This window comes from Cytobacillus sp. GQ23, from assembly GCF_059758675.1.
Map to the genome: position 1 here is coordinate 81,805 of NZ_JCAXER010000008.1, position 19,144 is coordinate 100,948.

A 19,144-nucleotide genomic window follows, 5' to 3' on the forward strand; every position below is an offset into this window, starting at 1 on the left:
ATGATCTATTCTTCTTCAGTCGAAGGCTCAGACTCAATTTCTGCAATTTGAGCTTGTAGCTTTTCTACTTTTGACTGCAGTTTGCCTCTGATTTTTTCATTTTCTTCTGTGGCCTCAATTGTGTTTAAATCTTCAAGCAGCTCCTGTACCTTGTCCTTTTTTCTATTAAGCCTTTTATCACGCATGTGATTCACTCCCTTCAAGAAACTTAATATATTATAGTTAGAATACATATTTTGTTGTGGGGCTTTTCCTCAGTATCAGCCATTATTATTAAAAATGGGTTTACCTAATTTACAAAAAAGTTAAATGAAATTGTTCAGTCCATATTCTCCCTTGCGCACAAAAAAATGACGTGTAGTTAAGCACACGTCATTTTTTACCTAATTTAACTTTATTTTTTGTTATATCCCTTATCTCCATATGGCTGGAGCTCCGCCAGCCACTTTTCCTCCAATTTCCCCAGGGCTTCCTTCTCGTTAAAATACGGATCGTCTTTCTTTTTCAGCTTCTCAAGAATGCTGATTTCAAAAGCACCTTTCCCATACTGATTCCAATCCTCCTGCAGCTCCCGATTCGGCATATAGACGTTTGATTCAAGGGAAAATCTAACACCGTTCAAGCTTTTTAAATTGTTTGTGCTGCCGATGAAGATCTTGTTGTTCACTGTATTCTTTATTTGATAAACCCCAGCTTCAATGGGCGTTTCTTTAAACTGCTGCTTTAATTCTCTTTTGCGTTCCATGGTAATCCCCCGTTTTTCTATTTTTTAAGCCAATACTCGCTGCCATCGGGCTTTCTGTCTAAGAATCCATAATCAATTAAATACCTTCTGATCAAAGCATAATCCTCATAAATGGCCATTAGTGCCTGATTTAACTCTTTCTCGCCATAAGTTTGATCAGGCTTCAGCCTGCCGGCAATTTCCCGCAATACTATCAGCCTTTGCTTCTCTCTTGGCGGAAACTTTGCAAGAGGCATACCAGGACCCTCAGCGAAGTATTTCTTGAGAACCTTCAACTGTTCTTCCTCTGTAATGTTATAGCGGTCATCCACCATCGTGGCACTTTTATGGACAGGCAGGAAAGCTGGTGCGTGCTCATCCTTTTCTTTCAGCAATTCCATGATCGCGAGAAAAGACTTCGCCTGACGCTCCTTTTCCTTTAAGGCAAAACGGTGATGGCGAATGGTCGAAGTGCTCCCCATGTCCAGTTCCTTTTGGATATCCTTATCGCTTTTCCCCTGGTAAAAAAGCTGCAAAAGACTCTTTTGATGATCCGTAAGCCCTGTAAGCTTCTTATCCATAGAAAGCAGATAGTCAAATACTGAAATATGCTCCGTTTCAATATGAATGCGCATATAGCGTTCCGCTTCGTAAAATCGATCCTTGTATGGGTAGACGATTCCTTTTTCCGTCTTTTCCCCGCATAACAGGCAAGTGTATGCCTCTTTTTCTTCGGTGAAGCCCTGCTTTAGCTCCTCCAAGGAAGCCTCCCAAAATTGATTTGATAATTCCATTAATTAAACCACAACCTAATCTATATAAACAAATTTAATATTTGTTTGCTTCATGTTAAACATAATATACTATCGTTTGATTATAGTCAATGAACTATAAACAAATTATTATTTTGTTTTATTAATCTTAAACAAACTAGGCATCTGTTTATTAAAAAAGGTCAAATAAAAAGACCTTCAACGGAGAAGATCTTTTCATATTTTAGAATTCCCAATATTTAGTTGTATGTTATTTATTTTCAAAGTCCCTATAATGTATGATCTCAGATAGAATTTTGCATCCGCTTGCTTTCTTAAGCTCAGCTCTTGCTTCTTCCCTGTTGTCATACTCAAACATTTGGATCCGGTCCTGTAAAAATAGTGTTAATATCCACATATCGAATTCCTCCCTGGAGATATGATTCGTTAAAGATGTGCATGAGCCGCATCGTCCTGAGTGCATGCAGAGAAAAAGGAGTTTAATAGCTTTTTAATAAAGGTTTTTATTTTAAAAACAAATTAAAAGCAACCGTGATCAGCCATCCAAGGGCTATCGTTAGAGAAATATATGTACCGACATACAGCAATATCTCTGTCATGGTTCCTCCCCCAATGATTGGACTTATTTCTTATAGGTGGATTTTATTCTCGCTGCTAAGAATTGACCAGTTTTCATCTCCCCTCCTTCTAAAATAATGTCATTATAACAAGCCATAATTAAAAAAATGTCGAACAATCAGAGCTTTATCAATTTGTAAATAGAGTGTTATCTTTCTTTAATAAAGGGACTTTTTTGTTTTATAAATGCAAAATGATGAATGAATTTCTCATCAGGAAAATGCCAATCCCCATTCAATAAAGCCCGGGGTCCGTTTTTGGCGTTTTCTGATGGTTGTTTTTAACTAAATACGTTACTGATATTACCTTATTTTTTTGGGACAATACTTTTGAGGTGGCTGATGTGATTAAAAAGGTTTTAATATGTATTTTCGTTTTTCAACTAATTTCAACAACTGGTATTGCCCAAACAGAGCAGCAAATACAAATATTCAATATAAATAAAGGGAAGGTAATAAAAGTTTTACAAATGAACCCTGAAGTACAACAAGAAACAGAGAAATTTCTTGAGGGCATAACAGGTGTCTATGTTAAATACAATCCTATTCCTAATAAAGGATTTATGATAAGAATTCCTTTAGAGCCTAATAGAAAGGTAAGAAACAAATGGTTTGATGGCCTTGTAGATGAAGTTACTATTATACTTTCTGGTCAAGAAAATCCATATTTAATGGTTTTTGATGATGAAAACAGACCGTATTTTTTTACATTTGAAGGAAATATAGAAGAATTCCTGGGAATATTGAACTTTAAATTGTAGACTTTACGAAAAATAGCTTTTTGATTTTAACTGAGGATTTGTTATAAATTGGGGTCCCTGGATGATTTCTTCATAGTTAATAGGCTGCATTTATTATAAATGCAGCCTTCGGGGTGCAAAATCACCAAACATATAAATTATAAAGAACTTGCTTTTTCTTGGAAAAGACCGGATCAATTAGAGAATATAAGGAACAATTAAAATGAATTAGCCTGAGTTCATGTACGCTTTAAATCAATCAATGAGGATCTAAGGAAGTTGATTTTAGAACATCTAATGATATACAGCCCAGCCACTGCTGCAGACGAATCTGTTAAAAATAAGATTGAAGTATTAATCTCAAACAGATTAAACCACAATATGATAGACTGTATTTTAATTATGAATTTTCTGTATATTTAACATAGTGGTGCACCTTCCCCTTGGCAGTAAGGTTATCTTGTAGTAAAAAAATGCAGGATATTTCATGTTACGAGGCAGCTTCAGATTTTAAGGTATGCCGTTTCACCTGAATATATTCTCCTGTAGTTTTATTCATTACTTGGGACACTTCTTTGGTATGTGTGATCTCAAGCCAATCATTTTGTATATCAGCCACTAATTTTACCTCCACATCATTTTTTCCATATTTTAAACCACTAAAAGATAATTTTGTCATCATCACACATTCCTTTCTTTTTTATATGTTTACTGCAGGAAAAATAGTAAACTTTTATAAATACCTCTTCCTCTATTATATCTACTGGGAAAAAGCTAGTCTTCCACTAAAGAAGAGGATTTGCTGCCGAAAGGTAATAACTAAATCAAAACCTGGGAGGGATATTACTAAGTCCTGAAGAAATGGTTCAATATCACTTGGCCAGACAAACTATATGCAAATTGGCCTGGGCTGGATCATGAAGAAACGGAGCGGTATTGTGAAAAGTCAGAGGCATGGTTAAGTGCGTATAACGGGAAAAATATTATTATGGTTACACATTTCGTTCCTTTTCCTAGATTTGTTAAATGAAAGGACGACCATAGCCGGGATTTTTTCAATGCTACGATGAGCAGTTCATACTTCGGTGAATTAGCAATGAAATTTGGTGTGAAAAAATATATATTTGGCCATATTCATACACGAGATCATGAACAGGAAAAAGGAATGGAAATCATCTGCACCCCATTAGGATACTATCCACACGAATGGGACTGTGAGTCAGCAGAGGTAAAGGTAACATTCCTTCTTAATTTAAATGCGGTAAAGTACAAATTTACCCTAATCGTAACCTAGCTTTCTCTTGTGAACCACCTGTAATATACTCTTGAAATATAATAAGTAATCCATACAGTAGCAAAAGTCCAATACCAAGTCCATCTTTTATACACAATCAACCGTGTATACTTTAAAGCGTAAAGCTCTAAAAGAGTAATAATGCCTGTGTGCCAAAAGTAATGAAAAGCTTTATACAAATAATTTTTTTTATCAGGATAATACAGATTGAATAAAACGCATAAAGCAGGATAGACAAAATACTCAAAGGTAAAGCTTGATTTGGTGGATCTTCTAAAGAACATTCTGTAAGGATACCTAATAAGTCTATATTCTGTAACCATTAATCCAAATAGCCAAGTAATAACTTGTTTAAATAAAAAGGCTATATTTGCTTCCCTAAGGCGATTCCTTGGTACGTATTTAATCAGTACCAGCACCATAATAACCCAGGAAGCCGTTTCAATAAATTTTTCTTTCCTATGTCTCAAAACACTCACCTTTTTTCGATAATAATATCTTTGGTATTCCTGCAGTCTGAGACTTAACAGAAAACAATGAAAGAAATCTTTTTACTTCAATCCACAAACTCATTGGACTGCCGCAATACCTATTGCATAATGTTTGAACAGTATGTCCTTTACTAACTCAGATTGTTGTTCTTCGCAATTAACGATAAGAATTATTTCTGAATGCTTCCCTTTTAATAGCCTCTTCTTTTTCTTCAAAATGACTTCAGTATATATTCTAATAGTAAAACCTACTGCAAAACCGATGAACGCAGCGATAAGTCCCCAATATATTGGTCCCCATGCTAATTTGAATCCAATGCTGGCCCCAATGACACCAAAGGCTGTTGCAAGCGCTATGCCTATATCAATGAGAGACGTGCCATCTGAGCGATGAAGTGAGTCAAAAACCCTGCGTGCCTCTATACGATTACAAAGAGGAAGAGCATAAATATCTTCCTTTCGTATCCCGTTTTTCTCAAGTGTAGAAATCGCCAATTCTAAAAAGGAGTTACTTTCAAAAGTTGAAAATAACTGCATTTTATTCACGCCACCTTTTTGTCTTTTCAATATTTGGAGACCCTTTGACTGATAATGTTCTGTTAAATACCTTCTTAGTTCCTCTTCGTAAAGTTTATTATTTTCGACTGTATTTATGTAGGAGTCATACGTTGCAAAGCCATAGTGGGATGGAAGAAATAGGAGCCATTCCGGATTTAAAACAGAGGTCGCCTCCTGGATTTTCCCAAGAAACAAGAGAGACACTGCCTGCTGTGCATGCGAAAGATAAAAGAAGACCACAACCCAGAATATAAGAAAAAATGCTCTCAAAATTCTATGTATATAGAGCTGTCCAAGTCCTGGTACAAATAATGACCACATAATGGGCATAAGTGGGCTTCTTTTATCAAGATAATTAATTTCCACTGGTCCTAAACTAAATGTATTGATTCTATGTCCTTCATTTTTGGCTAATATATATACTTTGTTCATATCTACAGTGGTTCGATAGCTGTCCCATATAGCAAAAAAGTAGACAGGAATATACATAAGCAGCCATCTGGTATCCAAAATTTCCTTCGCCATATCAATATGGCCTTGAAATGAGTAAACCATAGCTAAGTTGACATTCGCTTTAATATTAATGAGGACTTCCCAAATAAATAAGACATAACCCCTAAGAAATTTTGACAAAAGCAAATGTCCAAATCCAGGGAACGCAGCTGACCACCAGCCGATGATATAAGGATTTCTCAAATGAATTTGAGAGGTGCCCCAAACGCTCACATGAGCTTTGTAATACCTTGCGGTGTTATCATTTTCAAAATTATCCATTGCCCAGCATCCTGTATGATGATTAATTTAAGATAGCTTCCCACAATTTACTCACATTATACGGTGAAGCAGCTCTCGCACAATAAGAAAGGGAGCTGCTAGAGCAGCCCCCTATGTTTACCCCTTCGTGTCCAAGCATTAATCTATCACCAATAACCGGAACCCTTTATCCCTTCCTATTCATCCATCCATGAAAGGAAGCGACCAATCCAATAAACAGGCAATAGCCTATAAAGGTATAAAGATGATCCCAGTTTTCAGCATGAACGAACATTCCGAAACTCTCTGCCATTTTTTCTCCGGCTGCCATCGCTAGACTTATGATCAAAACAAACATTCCCCGAAACCAGCCCTTCACGATTTCCATTATCTTTAATAAAGGAATCATAAAGATTGGCAGGACGGCCAGGGTAAATACAATATTGATCGTAAATATGTCTGAGAATGGCCGCGTTGGGAAAGCGTACATCCCTTTCCCGGTAAAATATAAATCTAAATATGTTCCTAACAGTGATGCCAGCAGCATGGCCGGCATATAGCTTTTAATTCCAGACCGCCTTTTTGGCAAGGGCTGCGAGCTCAAGCCTTTCAAGTGTTTTACAGTATGCATTGCGGATCTCCCCATTTATTAAATCATCTAATTCCACAAAATAATCCAATACATGATCACTTACATACCAGTCGCCTGGCTCTGCTTCAGGCTGGCTGACGTTTTTCCAGGCAATTTCAAGGCTTGGGCTGAAAATCCTTCTTCCCCCTGGCCGGAGCTGGCACGACTTCAGCTGAAACTGATATTGCTCGCCTGGCAGCCCTTCATGGACATCATTGAAAATATGCGGCCAATAATCCTTCCTTGAGCCGGTATGCGGATGGGCATTTGCCCACTGTTCCGTTAATGCAAGCCCCTCTTTGTCCTTAAACAGAACATCGTACAGTCTTTTTCCTAATGTAATTCGTTCGTGCAGCGATTCAAAATGATTTAAGGTCTGTCCTTTCAACTGGATGACCCCCTTTTTTTCATAAGGAAAAAGGATGTGATTGAAGGACAGGAGCTCCTGCAGCTTAAATTCAAGTTTTTGAAATACCTGAAGTTTATATTGAGGGTTTTGAATGACCCTTTTTTCTAAATAGCTCTGTTCATTGATGATAAGGGCAATGGTGAGTACATAGGGATCAGGATTCCTCCAAAAACAGCTCCAGACTGTTTCCATAAAAACGGAGATATTAATGGATGAAAACAGGTGAAACAAGGGCTTGTTTCGCTTCAGGCTTTCCCTGTATATCAAAAATTGCGGATAGGCATCTTGAAAAATGAGCCAGTTCCCTCTTTCCAAAAAAGCAAAAAAGGTTTCCTTTTCACGATGTGATAATAAACGGGATAAGAGCTCCCCTTTTAAATCAGTCATATTCCAGCCGCCATTGCGTGAAACCATATGGCCCAAAAAGGCCCAATGGATTTCAGGATGCTGCCGGTAAAAATCAAGATAGGCTTTTGTCCGGGTGACGTTATTCACGTTCCATTTTATGGTCTCCCTTTTTACCTGGTCCAGGATCTCCTTTTCTTCATCTGAAAGGTTGATATGTTTTTTTACTGCTGCCTTTTTCTTTAATTCTTCCTTTAACCAGCCCATTGTGTGTTTCTTTTTAAAAAAGATAGGCATCCCTCCTCCATGAATTCTCTCACCGTGATATGAATATGTATTTATAGGAATAGATTAACCGGAGAGGAATGTGCATGAAATGACCAATACCGCTGCTGGCATGAAACGACTTATCGCCGCATTAAGAAAAAAGCAGTCCCCCGATGGTTCATGGAAATATCCCTTTGAGACCGGCATTGTGACAGACGCTTATATGATCATTTTATTAAGGACATTGGAGATACATGATGAAAAATTAATTCGGGGGCTGGCTTCAAGAATTCTGAGCATGCAGGAAGATAATGGCTCCTGGAAGCTTTTCCATGATGAGCCGGCTGGAAATGCAAATGCTACGCTGGAGGCTTATTATGGACTGCTGTCTTCAGGTTATATCGGGAAGGAAGATAAAAGAATGCAGGCAGCCAGGAAGTTTATACGGGAGCATGGCGGAATGGAGAAAGCCAATATTTTTACCAAAATCATGCTATCCATTACGGGGCAGTACCCATGGCCTGATGACTTTCCGCTTCCCGTTGAAATTATGCTTTTGCCCCTGTCCTTCCCTTTCAACTTTTATCAATTTTCGGTGTATGGGCGTGTGAATCTGGCCCCCATTCTGATTCTTTCTGAAAAGAAATTCAGCATCAGAGCAAAAAACAGCCCTGACCTTTCAGACCTGCTGTTAACAAGAGCCCAGTGGGACATTCTGCCGGAATACCGATCGTTTTTATCCCTCATCAAAGAAGGCATTGAAGGGCTTTTAGGGCTTCCTGAACATCTTCACTCATTGGCAATGGACCGGGCAAAGGAATATATGCTCCAGCGCATAGAGCCGGATGGGACCTTCTATAGTTATTTCAGCTCTACCTTTTTAATGATTTTTGCGCTTCTTTCTATTGGTTATTCCAAGGATGAGCCTGTTATCAGGAATGCAGTTGAGGGGCTGAAATCGTTTCAGGCAGATATAGACGCCCACCCTCATATGCAGTACACAGACGCCAGTGTTTGGAACACATCTCTAATCAGCACTGCTCTTCAATTAGCAGGTGTCACGCCAGATGACCCGGCAGTAAAGAGGGCAAACTCTTATTTGCTGAAGCGCCAGCATACTAAGTATGGGGACTGGGCCATTCATAACCCCCATGGACAGCCTGGCGGATGGGGATTTTCCGATGTCAACACGCTTAATCCTGATGTCGATGATACCACTGCTTCATTACGGGCAATCGCCGGAGGTGCCGAGAAAAGTTCCGAATACCAGAGTGCCTGGGACCGCGGCATTCAGTGGCTCTTATCCATGCAGAATGATGATGGCGGATGGCCTTCGTTTGAGCGAAATACCGAAAATCCATGGCTCGATTTCCTTCCAATTGAAAAGGGTGAATACATGTTTGGCGACCCAACCTCAGCAGATTTGACCGGGAGGACACTTGAATTTTTGGGGAATTATACGAATCTCCCAGCTGACGACCCGCTGATGAAAAATGCAGTTAACTGGCTGTTTGATCATCAGGAACAAGATGGCTCCTGGTATGGCAGATGGGGCATTTGCTATATTTATGGCACATGGGCCTCAGTAACAGGGCTTTCAGCAACAGGCTACTCCAGCCATCCTTCTGTCAGGAAGGCTATAGACTGGCTGAAAAAAATACAAAACGAGGATGGCGGCTGGGGGGAATCGTGCCTGAGCGACAGCCAGAAGTCATACGTACCTTTGAATAAAAGTACCCTCACCGACACGGCATGGGCGGTGGATGCCCTCATTGCAGCTGAAAATCAGCCAACTGAACAGATTCAAAGGGGAATTCAGTATTTGCTTAGCAATATTGAAAAAAAAGATTGGACGACAGACTATCCAAAAGGGCAGGCTATGGCCGGAAGTTTTTACATTCATTATCATAGCTACCGATATATCTTTCCGCTGATTGCTTTGGCTCATTATCAGAGGAAGTTTGGTCAGTAACCGCCCGCTGAAATTAAAACACTCAGAGTTATAGACTCTGAGTGTTTTAAAATTAGTTAATAAATATTTGATAATCCTCAACATAGAAAGAAACATTGCCGCAATTCGGGCAGACAGCAGCTTTCGTCTTTGCGGAGACATTTTTAAAAAGCCCTTTACGCTTTTGACTAATTTTAATTCCAGCCATGTCAGATTCAACAGTTGCTCTGCAATCTGCTATCATTTCAGTTTGACACTGATTGCACATTCTTTTCATTTTTAGCCCCCCATTTTATACAGTTTAGAGCAAAACTATTTTTTGCAACTCCGCACAATCTATATTTATATTTCACCGTATATTATGAATATCCCTTTCCTCTTTTCCATTTAAAGTTTTTGAATCTAAAAAAAATGCTATCCTTTCCATAACATGACAAAAAGAATAGCGATTTTATTGTTCAGTCCCTCTTGAGAAATTATTACTGTGCTTTCTTCAGAGGAACCGATTCAGCTTGTTTTTGTATCTCTTTCGTCTCCCTGGACAATGATTTATACAGTGAAACGCTAATAATGCCCAGTATGATGGTAAAAGGTAGAGCGGTGACCAGGGAGGCCGTTTGCAGCCCTTTTAATCCGCTGCTCGCAATTAATACGGCGGTAATGCCAGCCATTAAGACTCCCCAAATCACTTTAACCATGTTAGATGGATTCAAATCTCCATCTGAGGTCATCATCCCCAGAACGAAAACAGCCGAGTCCGCTGAAGTAACAAGGAAAATAACAATAAGGACAAGCATAATCACTGACATTAGTGAATATAATGGAAATTCTTTCAGCAGAACGAAAATGGCAGTTGTCACATCTTTTGAAACGGCTTCTGATATGGCGGTACCCTGGAATAAATCCATGTACAATCCGGTTCCTCCGAAAATGGCCATCCATACAAAACCGATAGCTGGAGGGACAATCATGACGCCTATAACAAATTCCCTGATCGTTCTTCCCTTTGAAATCCTGGCAACAAAGGAACCGACGAATGGAGACCAGGCAATCACCCATGCCCAATAAAAAATGGTCCAATCCTGAACCCACGCATCACCAGTGTACGGGGTCAAATAGAAGCTCATTTCAACAAAATGCTGGATGTAATCGCCAATGGCCAGAACAAAGCTTTCAAATATGAATACAGTAGGGCCGCTGAACAGGAAGATCACCATTAAAGCAATAACCAAAAACATGTTAGTATTACTCAGAATCTTAATGCCTTTATCAATACCGGTTGTCGCTGAAACAAGATAAAGGACAAGCATGATGCCTACAATGCCGATTTGCATCAGCGGATTGTTCGGGATTGAGAAGACATAGTTCAAGCCGCCATTAATCTGCAGGACGCCCATTCCCATCGAAGTCGCAATCCCTGTTACTGTCGCAATAACCGCCAGTATATTCACTGCTGTCTTAAGCCTTTTTCTTTTTTGGGGCTGATTGGCGCTTAATACTTCACCTACAAGCACCTTTCTTTTATGACGGTATTGGTAATAAGCAAGAGCCAGTCCGACTACGGCAAAGACAGACCATTGATGGATGCCCCAGTTAAAAAAGGAATAGCGCATAGCTACCCGCGCGGCTTCTGCCGATTGCGGCTCTACTCCTGGAAGCGGCGGCGTGGAAAAGTGAGAAAGCGGCTCTGCTACACCCCAGAAGACAATTCCTACCCCGAAACCTGCGCTGAACAGCATGCTGATCCAGGCAAATAAGGAGTATTCCGCTTTTTCTCCCTCCGGCCCAAGTTTTATGTTTCCAAATTTACTAAAAGCAAGGTATAAACAAAAGAAAACAAAAAGAGCTACACTGAATAAATAAAGCCATCCAAATGATTTACTTGTATAGTTAAAAACGAGAGAAGCATTTTTAGCAAGGCTATCAGGTGAAAAAGCTCCCCAAATCGTAAAAAGTCCGACGATGATCGCTGAGATTTTAAAGACTGGATTGTTATATGAAGCTCGGTCCCCGTTTTTCTTCAAAATAAAATCCTCCTTATTAATCTATCCTTTATTTGACACTGGTACCTGTGTGCCTGCGAGTTTGATAGAGTTTTTCCTTTAAGCCTGTCCGCACCTCAGAGGCTTAGGAATGGTGTTGAATGACATAAAGTATGACTTCAGCTATCTAATAAGAAAGGAAGACCCCCGGAGCATCCGGATGGTTCTTCCTCACCCCTATTCAGGCAGCCTGACAGCTGTCTTGTATTATGAATTATTAAACTGTTAAGCGTTTGCTAATTTAAAGCAGACTACTTTCGGTTCTGTCATCTCCTGGATGGAAAATTTGATTCCTTCCCTGCCTAACCCGGAATTTTTCACACCGCCAAATGGCATCGCATCAATTCGGTAATCGCTGCTGTCATTGATCATGATTCCGCCTACATCCATTTGGGCTATGGCTTTATGTGCTTTTTCAATATCCTTTGTAAATATTCCGGCCTGCAAGCCATAATTTATGTCATTCGATTTATTGATTGCTTCGTCAAGAGACGATACTTTGTATAAAAGTACAACCGGACCAAAAATTTCTTCTTTTGCAATGGTGCAATTCTCCGGTACATTTGCGAGAACGGCAGGTGAGTAGAATGCCCCGCTTCTCTTCCCGCCTGTTAAGATGACTGCTCCTTTTTCAACAGCTTCATTAACCATCTTTTCCACACGAACAGCCTCTTTTTCCGTAATGAGCGGCCCCATATCTGTCTGTTCTGATTGCTTATCCCCTACGCGATATTGATTGGTCCTGGCAACGAATGCCTGCTGAAAAGCCTCATATACGGAATCCTGGATGTACACTCTCTGGACACCGAGGCAATTTTGCCCGGCTGCCCAAAATGCTCCCGAAACCGTTGATTCCACAGCATCCTCCAAGTCAGCATCCTCAAGGACAATAACAGGCGAATTGGACCCCAGCTCCATGCTGATTTTTTTCAATCCCGCTTTCCGGGTAATTTGTTCCCCGGCATCCAGTCCTCCCGTAAAGGTAATCATGCGCACGGCAGGATGGGTCACAAGCGCATCCCCAACTTCGCTTCCATGCCCCGTGATGACGGATAACACTTTAGGAGGCAATCCGGCACTTTCAAAGGCTTCAGCGATTAAAAGGGCGCTGAGTGGTGTCACAGTAGCGGGCTTTACGATAATGGCATTCCCGGAAGCAATGGCAGGACCCACTTTATGCGCTACCAAATTTAATGGATCGTTAAAAGGTGTAATGGCGCCTATAATACCAATCGGGAAACGGCGGTAGTATCCCAGGCGGTTTTCACTCCCGGGCATCTGGTCAAACGGAATGGTTTCTCCATGAATTCTTCTTGCTTCTTCTGCACTGATCCGGAAGGTCTGGATGGCTCTATCCACTTCTTTTGAAGCTTCCCGAATGGTTTTGCTTCCTTCCCTTGCAATCGTTCGGGCGTATTTTTCTTTTTTGGCTTCAATGTAGTCTGCAGCCCGATTAATAATCGCCATGCGCTGGTGAACCGGCAGGGAAGCCGCAATTTTCGCTCCCTTTTTCGCTTCTTCAATACAATTCAGCATATCTTCCTTCGAAGCTGCAGGTACCGTATCAATAATGCTGTTATCCTGAGGATCACGAACTTCAATTAATCTTTTGCCTGCCGTCCATTCGCCTGCGAGAAACATTCTTTGTCCGGTTAATTGAGTGGTCATGCTTATTACCGCCTTTCCGTATTAGATTGAAACAAGCTGCCTTTGCCGATGAATGGAAATTAAGTCAATCAATAAGGAGAATCCTGTCTCTATTTTCCCAGCTCCTGCACCACTTAAGGTGACTGTGCCCAATAGATCACATTGATACGTAATGGCATTGACAGCTCCTCCAATGGAAGCCAAAGGATCTGCAGCATCCAGCTTCTCAGGAGCGATGGAGGCAATCACCTTTCCGTTTTCCTTTTTGGCTTTTGCAATGAGCTTCCAGGACTTCCCTTCTGCTTTCGCCTTTTCAATATCGTTCAGCGTTATGCCTGTAATGCCCTGGCACTCCACTTCCCCGACTGATAAAGGCGCGTTCATGACATGGTTTGCGAGAATGACAATTTTATATCTGGCATCATAGCCCTCTACATCGCTGACAGGGTCTGCCTCCGCATAGCCGAGCTCTTGTGCCTCTTTTAAAGCCGCTTCATACGAAACGCCCTCCTGTTCCATTTTGGTCAGAATGTAGTTGGTTGTCCCGTTCAATATGCCGCGGATTTCCGTAATGTCATTCCCGGCGAGAGTAGCTGCCGGCATTCGTAATGCTGGTGTGCCGCTCATGACCGTGCCCTCAAATCCCCATTGGACATGATGTTTTTCTGCCAGCTGGGACAGCTCCTGGTACGCAAGGGCAACAGGACCTTTATTGGTCATCACCACATTTTTTCCTTTTTCAAAAGCAGCCTTGCAATGGTCTATGGCCGGCTGTCCGGTTTTGACATCTGTATAGGAAACCTCGACAACCGTATCTGCATTCGTTTCCCGGATTGTTCGGATGCTGTCCCATCCCCTGATCAGCCCCGGTGTTTCCGGATAATTTTCCAAACTTCCGGTTTCCTGCACTACTTGCAAAACGGTATCGATATCCAGGCCGCCCGGATGGTAGATCGACCCTTTCATCAAATCGGAAATAGCCACGATTTCAGCTTCAAATCCTTCGTTCTGTTTCAGGTTCTGCTTTTTATCACGGAGAATTTCCGCCAAGCCCTGGCCAACAACCCCAAATCCTATAAACGCCAATTTATGTGCCAAGCATTTCCACCTCCACATTCTGGTCTCCTCGTATTTTCGGTTTCTTTTTTAAAAATAGGCCTGCTGTTTGTGCCAAAATGGCTGTCCCAATCGGCAAACAGGCTTCATCCAAATCAAAAATCGGAGTATGAAGATCGCGCTGTCCTCCCTCTCTTGATGCACAACCAAGGAAAAACATCGATCCCGGTATTTTTTCAGTCACATAGCCAAAATCTTCTCCGCCAAGTCCAAATGGGCGCCTTGTAATTCCCATGCCTGGATACGTCTGTTTAATGGCGTCGGTTATCCATTCATTGACGGCAGGATGATTTTTTAAAGCCGGCTCCCCTCTTTGGATGCTCAGGGAAAAGGTACCTCCCAGATGCCCCACAATAGAAAGCGCTTTCTTTATTTCAGATGCCAATAAATCACGGACTTCCGGTGTATAGCTCCGAATGGTGCCTTGAATAACTGCCTCAGTTGGGATGATATTGCTTGCTGTACCTGCATGGATTTGGCCTATGCTGATAACGGCAGCATCCAGCGCTGAGACTCTCCTTGCCGTAATTCCATACAGCGCCTGCATAACCGGCCCAAGCATCCAAATAGGATCTGTGCCAAGCTCCGGATAAGCTCCATGGCCTCCTGTGCCATGAATTTTCACTTCAAAAACGTCCACATTAGCCATGCTGTAGCCATCGCTGATTTGGACTTCCCCGACTGGAAGCCACGGGCAGACATGAAGGGCAAGGGCCGCATCAGCCTGGTCATAAGCCCCTGCAGCGATCATATATGGTGAACCGGAAAGTCCATGATCGTCCGTACTTTCCTCAGCCGGCTGGAAAATGAATTTAACCGTCCCTTTCAATTCACCCTTTTTAAATTGGTCAGAAAGGATGGAAGCTGCTCCGAGTAGAATGGAGGTGTGTGCATCGTGTCCGCATGCATGCATCACACCCTCTGTTTTGGATGCATAGCCTGTTCTATTTTCCTCCGTAATCGGCAAGGCATCCATATCTGCCCTTAAGGCAATGACTGGACCATCCCCCGAGGTCAAAGTGCCTGCCACTCCTGTTTCAAGGCCAACTCCTGTTTCTACTTCGATTCCGCCTATTTCCTTTAGCACATCCGCAACAAAGCGGGAGGTCCCGAACTCCTGAAAGCTGAGTTCGGGATGCTGATGAAGATGACGGCGCCATTCTGCGAGACGGCCAGCCAGTTTATTCGCTTGCTCAAACGTAGGATGATGATCTGACATCCTCTCTCACCTCAATTGGAACTAGTAATCTACTTTACTTGCAAAACACTTTCTGCATGGCTGAATGCCTGCTCAAAGTCTGCAATGATATCCTCAATTTCTTCAATCCCGCAGGAGACGCGGATTAATCCTTCCGGAATGCCGACAGCAGCACGCTCCTCAGGGGTACATTCCACATGGCTTGTTGTTCGGGCCGGCCCTACTGTTGTTTCAACAGCACCTAAGTTTGCAGCGCGGTTAGCGAATTGCAATTTTGGCAGCAGGTCACGGACAGTATCGACTCCGCCTTTAACAGCAAAGCTGAGCATCCCGCCAAAATCCTTCATTTGCTTTTTGGCAATATGATGGTTTGGATGTGTTTCCAGTCCCGGGTAATAAACCGATTCCACCATATCTTTTGTCTGCAGGTATTTGGCGAGCGCCATCGCATTTTTACATTGCTGGCGGACGCGGAGGTGAAGCGTTTTCATTCCGCGGATCATCAAATAAGCTGCCATCGGATCCATTGTGGCGCCGTTGATTTCGCGATAATGATAGATTTTTTCTACTAAATCATGAGGCCCGCAAACGACTCCGCCAAGTGCATCGGCATGCCCGCCAAGGAATTTTGTAGCACTGTGGATAACCAGATCGACACCAAGTTTAATAGGGTTCTGATTCATTGGCGTTGCAAACGTATTATCGACAATGACGATCGCACCGGCTTCGTGTCCTGCTTTTGCCATCCGTTCGATATCCGTGATTTTAACCGTTGGATTCGTCGGTGTTTCCAAGTAAAGAATTTTACAGCCTTTTGCCACTTCTTCCTCAATCTGCTCGTGATTCCCCGTTTCGCAAAGTACCACATCGATTTGCTGGCGCGGCAGGAATTCTGTGAAAATCTTGTTCGTTCCGCCATAAGTGTCCTTCATGGATACAATGCGGTCTCCCGGCACCAAAAATGTCGATAATGTATTGCTGATGGCAGCCATGCCTGTCGAGAAGCTTGTTGCTGCTTCGGCACCTTCGAGGATTTTTACTTTATCTTCAAATGACTGGACCGTTGGATTTGTATTTCTTCCGTAAATATGGCCTTTTTTCTTTCCAATCGCTACATCATACCACTCATCCATGTCATCATAGCCATATGCCACACTGAGTACGACCGGCACCTGGGTAGCTCCATGCACCAAATATTCCTTTTCCCCAGCCCATACCGCTTTTGTACCTGCCTGAACGTTTTCTTTTACCATACGATCACTCCTTATCTATTTTTTAATGCCAATTCTTTGTTCTCAATCTTCAAGCCGATGTCCCGCTTGACCAGCTCACTATAGGCAAACAGGGCAATAACAGTATCCTGGACTCCAGTACCGGTTAAATCACAAACCGTAATCTCCTCGTCATTGATCCGGCCGTTTACCTTTCCGGATGTTAATTGACCCAGTTCAATAACCTGCGATTCATTCGTTAATACTCCTTTGTCCAGGGCATGATGCAATTCTCCAAGTCTGGCACATTGCTTTTTTGCATCGCAGACAAGCTTATTCGCACGAGCTAGGACTTCTGCTTCCAGCTCCTGTTTATGTTCAGCATCTGATCCCATAGCCGTAATATGAAGTCCGGGATGAAGCCATTCCGCTTTGATCACCGGTTCTGCTGCCGGCGTCGTCGTAATGACCGTATCACTATTTCGGACTAAATATTCGGGACTCTCGGCGACTTGGACCTCAACCCCTAATTCAGCGGACATGTCACTTGCATACTTTCTGGAACGATCATCTGACCTGGAATAGACCAGAATCTTTTTAAAATCACGCACCAGATTGAGCGCCCTTACCTGAAACCTCGCCTGACTTCCTGCTCCTATCACGCCAACCGTTTCAATGTTCTTTCTGGTTAGATACTTTGCAGCAATCGCTCCCGCTGCAGCGGTCCGCACCTCGGTCAAATAGCCATTATCCAAAAGGATTGCCTGCGGAATGCCTGTTTGAGTGCTGACCAAAAGCATCAGTCCATTTCCGCTTGGAAGTCCCAGTTTATAGTTATTGAAAAATCCGGAAGATACTTTGATCGCAAACATGTCTTCCCCTTTAACATAAGCGGTTTTGACATCCACTTCACCATTTTGGTCGTGCACATCCACCCGCATAATCGGGGGCATGACAACTTCATCTTCTGCAAGCTTCGTAAATCCTGCTTCTACAATGCTGATTGCTTCTTTGTTCAGCTGCACATACTGTTTTAATTCCTGTTCTGAAAAAATAAGCATCTCTCGGCTTCACCCCCTAAATTTTTGAAAGTGATGCTTCTTTAATAAATAAATCCCTTGGGAGCGTTGCGAATGTTTCGCATCCCGTTTCGGTTACCCTGAACGATTCACTTGCTTCGAATCCGTATTGATCTAGCCAGATACCCGGGATTAAATGGAATGTCATATTCGGCTGAAGGATCGTTTTATCCCCTTTGCGGATGCTCGCTGTATGCTCGCCCCAATCAGGTGGATAATTCAGACCCATCGAATAGCCAAGACGCGATTCCTTGATAATGCCGCTTTTTTCAATCGTTTTTTTCCATGCGTCCTCAATTTCCTCGCAGGCAATCCCTGGCTTGATCATATCCAGACAAGCATTCAATCCTTCGACAACCACTTCTGAAAGTGCCTTGATTTCGTCTGATGGCTGGCCGATATGAACGGTTCTGGCAAGCGGGGAATGGTAGCGCTTATAGCACCCGGCCAGTTCCAGGATCACAAGCTCGCCTGATTTATAACGCCGGTCCGTCCAGGTTAAGTGCGGTGTGGAAGTTCTCTCTCCGGATGGAAGAAGAGGCATGATGGCCGGGTAATCCCCTCCGAATTCTTCTGTGCCTGTTATTTGAGTATGAAAGATTTTTGCTGCCACATCACATTCCCTTACACCTTCATTCACCAGCTCAATTCCCGCTGCCATTGTGCTCTCCACAATTTTGGCTGCTTTCTTCATATACTCGATCTCTGTATCGGATTTTATAATGCGGACCCAGTTGACCAAGAGAGATGCATCCCGGAAACGGGCATTGGGAAGCCCGTTTTTCAGCTGCTCATAGCACTTTGCCGTGAAATAATAGTTATCCATCTCAACACCAATGGAACGATTTTGCTGTCCGATTTGCTTTAAAATTTCGGCCACAAAATCCATTGGATGCTTCGTTTCAGATTGTACATAATCGTCAGGGTACGGGATGATATTCTCATGATAGAGCCAGGTCGTTACCTTAGCTCCGTTTGCGTCCTGGCCCCTGCCAATCCAGATCGGCTGATCCTCATCAATAATGATGACAAGCATTTGATGAACGTAGAAGGACCATCCGTCGTAGCCGGATAAATAATTCATATTAGCGGGGTCGGTAATAAGCAATACCTCGATCCCTTCTGCTGCCATTTTTTCTTTCGTTTTCAAGATTCTTGTTTTATACTCTGCTGTTCCAAATGACATGGTGGCTCTCCCTCCTACCAAACCGGGTAAAATTCAGATATTTCGTTTGTAGGTTCATTATAGGGTCAGTACCGGAAAACTATCATCTGCAATATTGTATGAAAATTCAATT

19 protein-coding genes and 1 pseudogene are annotated in these 19,144 nt (G+C 42.4%); 3 read left to right on the plus strand and 17 right to left on the minus strand.

Features of this window, described 5'->3' with window-relative positions; translation table 11 throughout:
* Positions 1-5: 5 nt before the first annotated feature.
* From AC6CHU_RS08575 to AC6CHU_RS08590, 4 genes are all read right to left on the minus strand, one after another.
* Positions 6-185, minus strand: coding sequence for a hypothetical protein (locus AC6CHU_RS08575; protein WP_159863024.1), 180 nt, complete (start codon positions 183-185; stop codon positions 6-8).
* Between the two features lie 209 nt (positions 186-394).
* Entirely contained in the window at positions 395-745 is a 351-nt protein-coding gene (locus tag AC6CHU_RS08580; protein ID WP_159863023.1) for a GIY-YIG nuclease family protein, read from the minus strand.
* Between the two features lie 17 nt (positions 746-762).
* Positions 763-1,518: a DUF2087 domain-containing protein gene (locus tag AC6CHU_RS08585; protein ID WP_498121216.1), complete on the minus strand. Its 756-nt coding sequence runs from the start codon at positions 1,516-1,518 to the stop codon at positions 763-765.
* Between the two features lie 229 nt (positions 1,519-1,747).
* Complete coding sequence (locus AC6CHU_RS08590) at positions 1,748-1,894, minus strand: hypothetical protein (RefSeq protein ID WP_201306485.1); 147 nt, start codon at positions 1,892-1,894, stop codon at positions 1,748-1,750.
* Positions 1,895-2,389: 495 nt separating this feature from the next.
* Between AC6CHU_RS08590 and AC6CHU_RS08595 the strand changes: the two genes are divergently transcribed.
* The gene (locus tag AC6CHU_RS08595) at positions 2,390-2,875 is read left to right on the plus strand and encodes a hypothetical protein (protein WP_498121226.1); all 486 of its coding nucleotides are present in this window, start codon (positions 2,390-2,392) and stop codon (positions 2,873-2,875) included.
* A 469-nt stretch (positions 2,876-3,344) separates the two neighbouring features.
* Here the strand turns inward: AC6CHU_RS08595 and AC6CHU_RS08600 are convergent, their stop codons facing one another.
* Positions 3,345-3,533: a hypothetical protein gene (locus tag AC6CHU_RS08600; RefSeq protein ID WP_159863043.1), complete on the minus strand. Its 189-nt coding sequence runs from the start codon at positions 3,531-3,533 to the stop codon at positions 3,345-3,347.
* 387 nt (positions 3,534-3,920) lie between these two features.
* On the opposite strand from AC6CHU_RS08600, the gene AC6CHU_RS08605 reads away from it, so the two are divergent.
* Complete coding sequence (locus tag AC6CHU_RS08605) at positions 3,921-4,148, plus strand: hypothetical protein (protein ID WP_251284213.1); 228 nt, start codon at positions 3,921-3,923, stop codon at positions 4,146-4,148.
* Here the strand turns inward: AC6CHU_RS08605 and AC6CHU_RS08610 are convergent.
* The 4 genes and pseudogenes from AC6CHU_RS08610 to AC6CHU_RS08625 all read right to left on the minus strand — a co-directional run bounded on the left by AC6CHU_RS08610 (position 4,145) and on the right by AC6CHU_RS08625 (position 7,602).
* Positions 4,145-4,570: a CBO0543 family protein gene (locus AC6CHU_RS08610; RefSeq protein WP_285870378.1), complete on the minus strand. Its 426-nt coding sequence runs from the start codon at positions 4,568-4,570 to the stop codon at positions 4,145-4,147. The two genes, AC6CHU_RS08605 and AC6CHU_RS08610, sit on opposite strands and share 4 nt — an antisense overlap.
* Positions 4,571-5,191: 621 nt before the next feature.
* Positions 5,192-5,971, minus strand: a pseudogene (locus AC6CHU_RS08615) (hypothetical protein); the annotation flags it as partial.
* Positions 5,972-6,137: 166 nt separating this feature from the next.
* Positions 6,138-6,497 (minus strand): CBO0543 family protein, encoded by a 360-nt coding sequence (locus tag AC6CHU_RS08620; protein WP_498121230.1) that lies wholly within the window; start codon positions 6,495-6,497, stop codon positions 6,138-6,140.
* A 16-nt stretch (positions 6,498-6,513) separates the two neighbouring features.
* Positions 6,514-7,602, minus strand: coding sequence for a DUF2515 family protein (locus tag AC6CHU_RS08625; protein ID WP_498121232.1), 1,089 nt, complete (start codon positions 7,600-7,602; stop codon positions 6,514-6,516).
* 130 nt (positions 7,603-7,732) lie between these two features.
* Here AC6CHU_RS08625 and shc point away from each other — a divergent pair, with 130 nt between their 5' ends.
* On the plus strand, positions 7,733-9,574 hold the full coding sequence (gene shc, locus AC6CHU_RS08630) for a squalene--hopene cyclase (RefSeq protein ID WP_498121236.1): 1,842 nt from the start codon (positions 7,733-7,735) through the stop codon (positions 9,572-9,574).
* A 52-nt stretch (positions 9,575-9,626) separates the two neighbouring features.
* On the opposite strand, the gene AC6CHU_RS08635 is transcribed toward shc, so the two are convergent.
* The 8 genes from AC6CHU_RS08635 to AC6CHU_RS08670 all read right to left on the minus strand — a co-directional run bounded on the left by AC6CHU_RS08635 (position 9,627) and on the right by AC6CHU_RS08670 (position 19,032).
* The gene (locus AC6CHU_RS08635) at positions 9,627-9,830 is read right to left on the minus strand and encodes a hypothetical protein (protein WP_498121238.1); all 204 of its coding nucleotides are present in this window, start codon (positions 9,828-9,830) and stop codon (positions 9,627-9,629) included.
* A gap of 202 nt (positions 9,831-10,032) precedes the next feature.
* On the minus strand, positions 10,033-11,577 hold the full coding sequence (locus AC6CHU_RS08640) for a BCCT family transporter (protein WP_159863015.1): 1,545 nt from the start codon (positions 11,575-11,577) through the stop codon (positions 10,033-10,035).
* A gap of 243 nt (positions 11,578-11,820) precedes the next feature.
* Positions 11,821-13,263, minus strand: coding sequence for an aldehyde dehydrogenase family protein (locus AC6CHU_RS08645; RefSeq protein ID WP_159863014.1), 1,443 nt, complete (start codon positions 13,261-13,263; stop codon positions 11,821-11,823).
* A gap of 21 nt (positions 13,264-13,284) precedes the next feature.
* Positions 13,285-14,340, minus strand: a complete 1,056-nt coding sequence (locus AC6CHU_RS08650; protein ID WP_498121247.1) for a homoserine dehydrogenase — start codon at positions 14,338-14,340, stop codon at positions 13,285-13,287.
* Complete coding sequence (locus tag AC6CHU_RS08655) at positions 14,330-15,577, minus strand: M20 metallopeptidase family protein (protein ID WP_251284207.1); 1,248 nt, start codon at positions 15,575-15,577, stop codon at positions 14,330-14,332. The genes AC6CHU_RS08650 and AC6CHU_RS08655 overlap by 11 nt, the downstream gene beginning before the upstream one ends.
* A gap of 29 nt (positions 15,578-15,606) precedes the next feature.
* Positions 15,607-16,809, minus strand: a complete 1,203-nt coding sequence (locus tag AC6CHU_RS08660) for a cystathionine gamma-synthase family protein (RefSeq protein WP_251284206.1) — start codon at positions 16,807-16,809, stop codon at positions 15,607-15,609.
* 11 nt (positions 16,810-16,820) lie between these two features.
* Entirely contained in the window at positions 16,821-17,828 is a 1,008-nt protein-coding gene (locus AC6CHU_RS08665) for a cyclodeaminase (RefSeq protein WP_498121251.1), read from the minus strand.
* Between the two features lie 16 nt (positions 17,829-17,844).
* On the minus strand, positions 17,845-19,032 hold the full coding sequence (locus AC6CHU_RS08670) for a M24 family metallopeptidase (protein ID WP_159863009.1): 1,188 nt from the start codon (positions 19,030-19,032) through the stop codon (positions 17,845-17,847).
* Positions 19,033-19,144 lie beyond the last annotated feature (112 nt).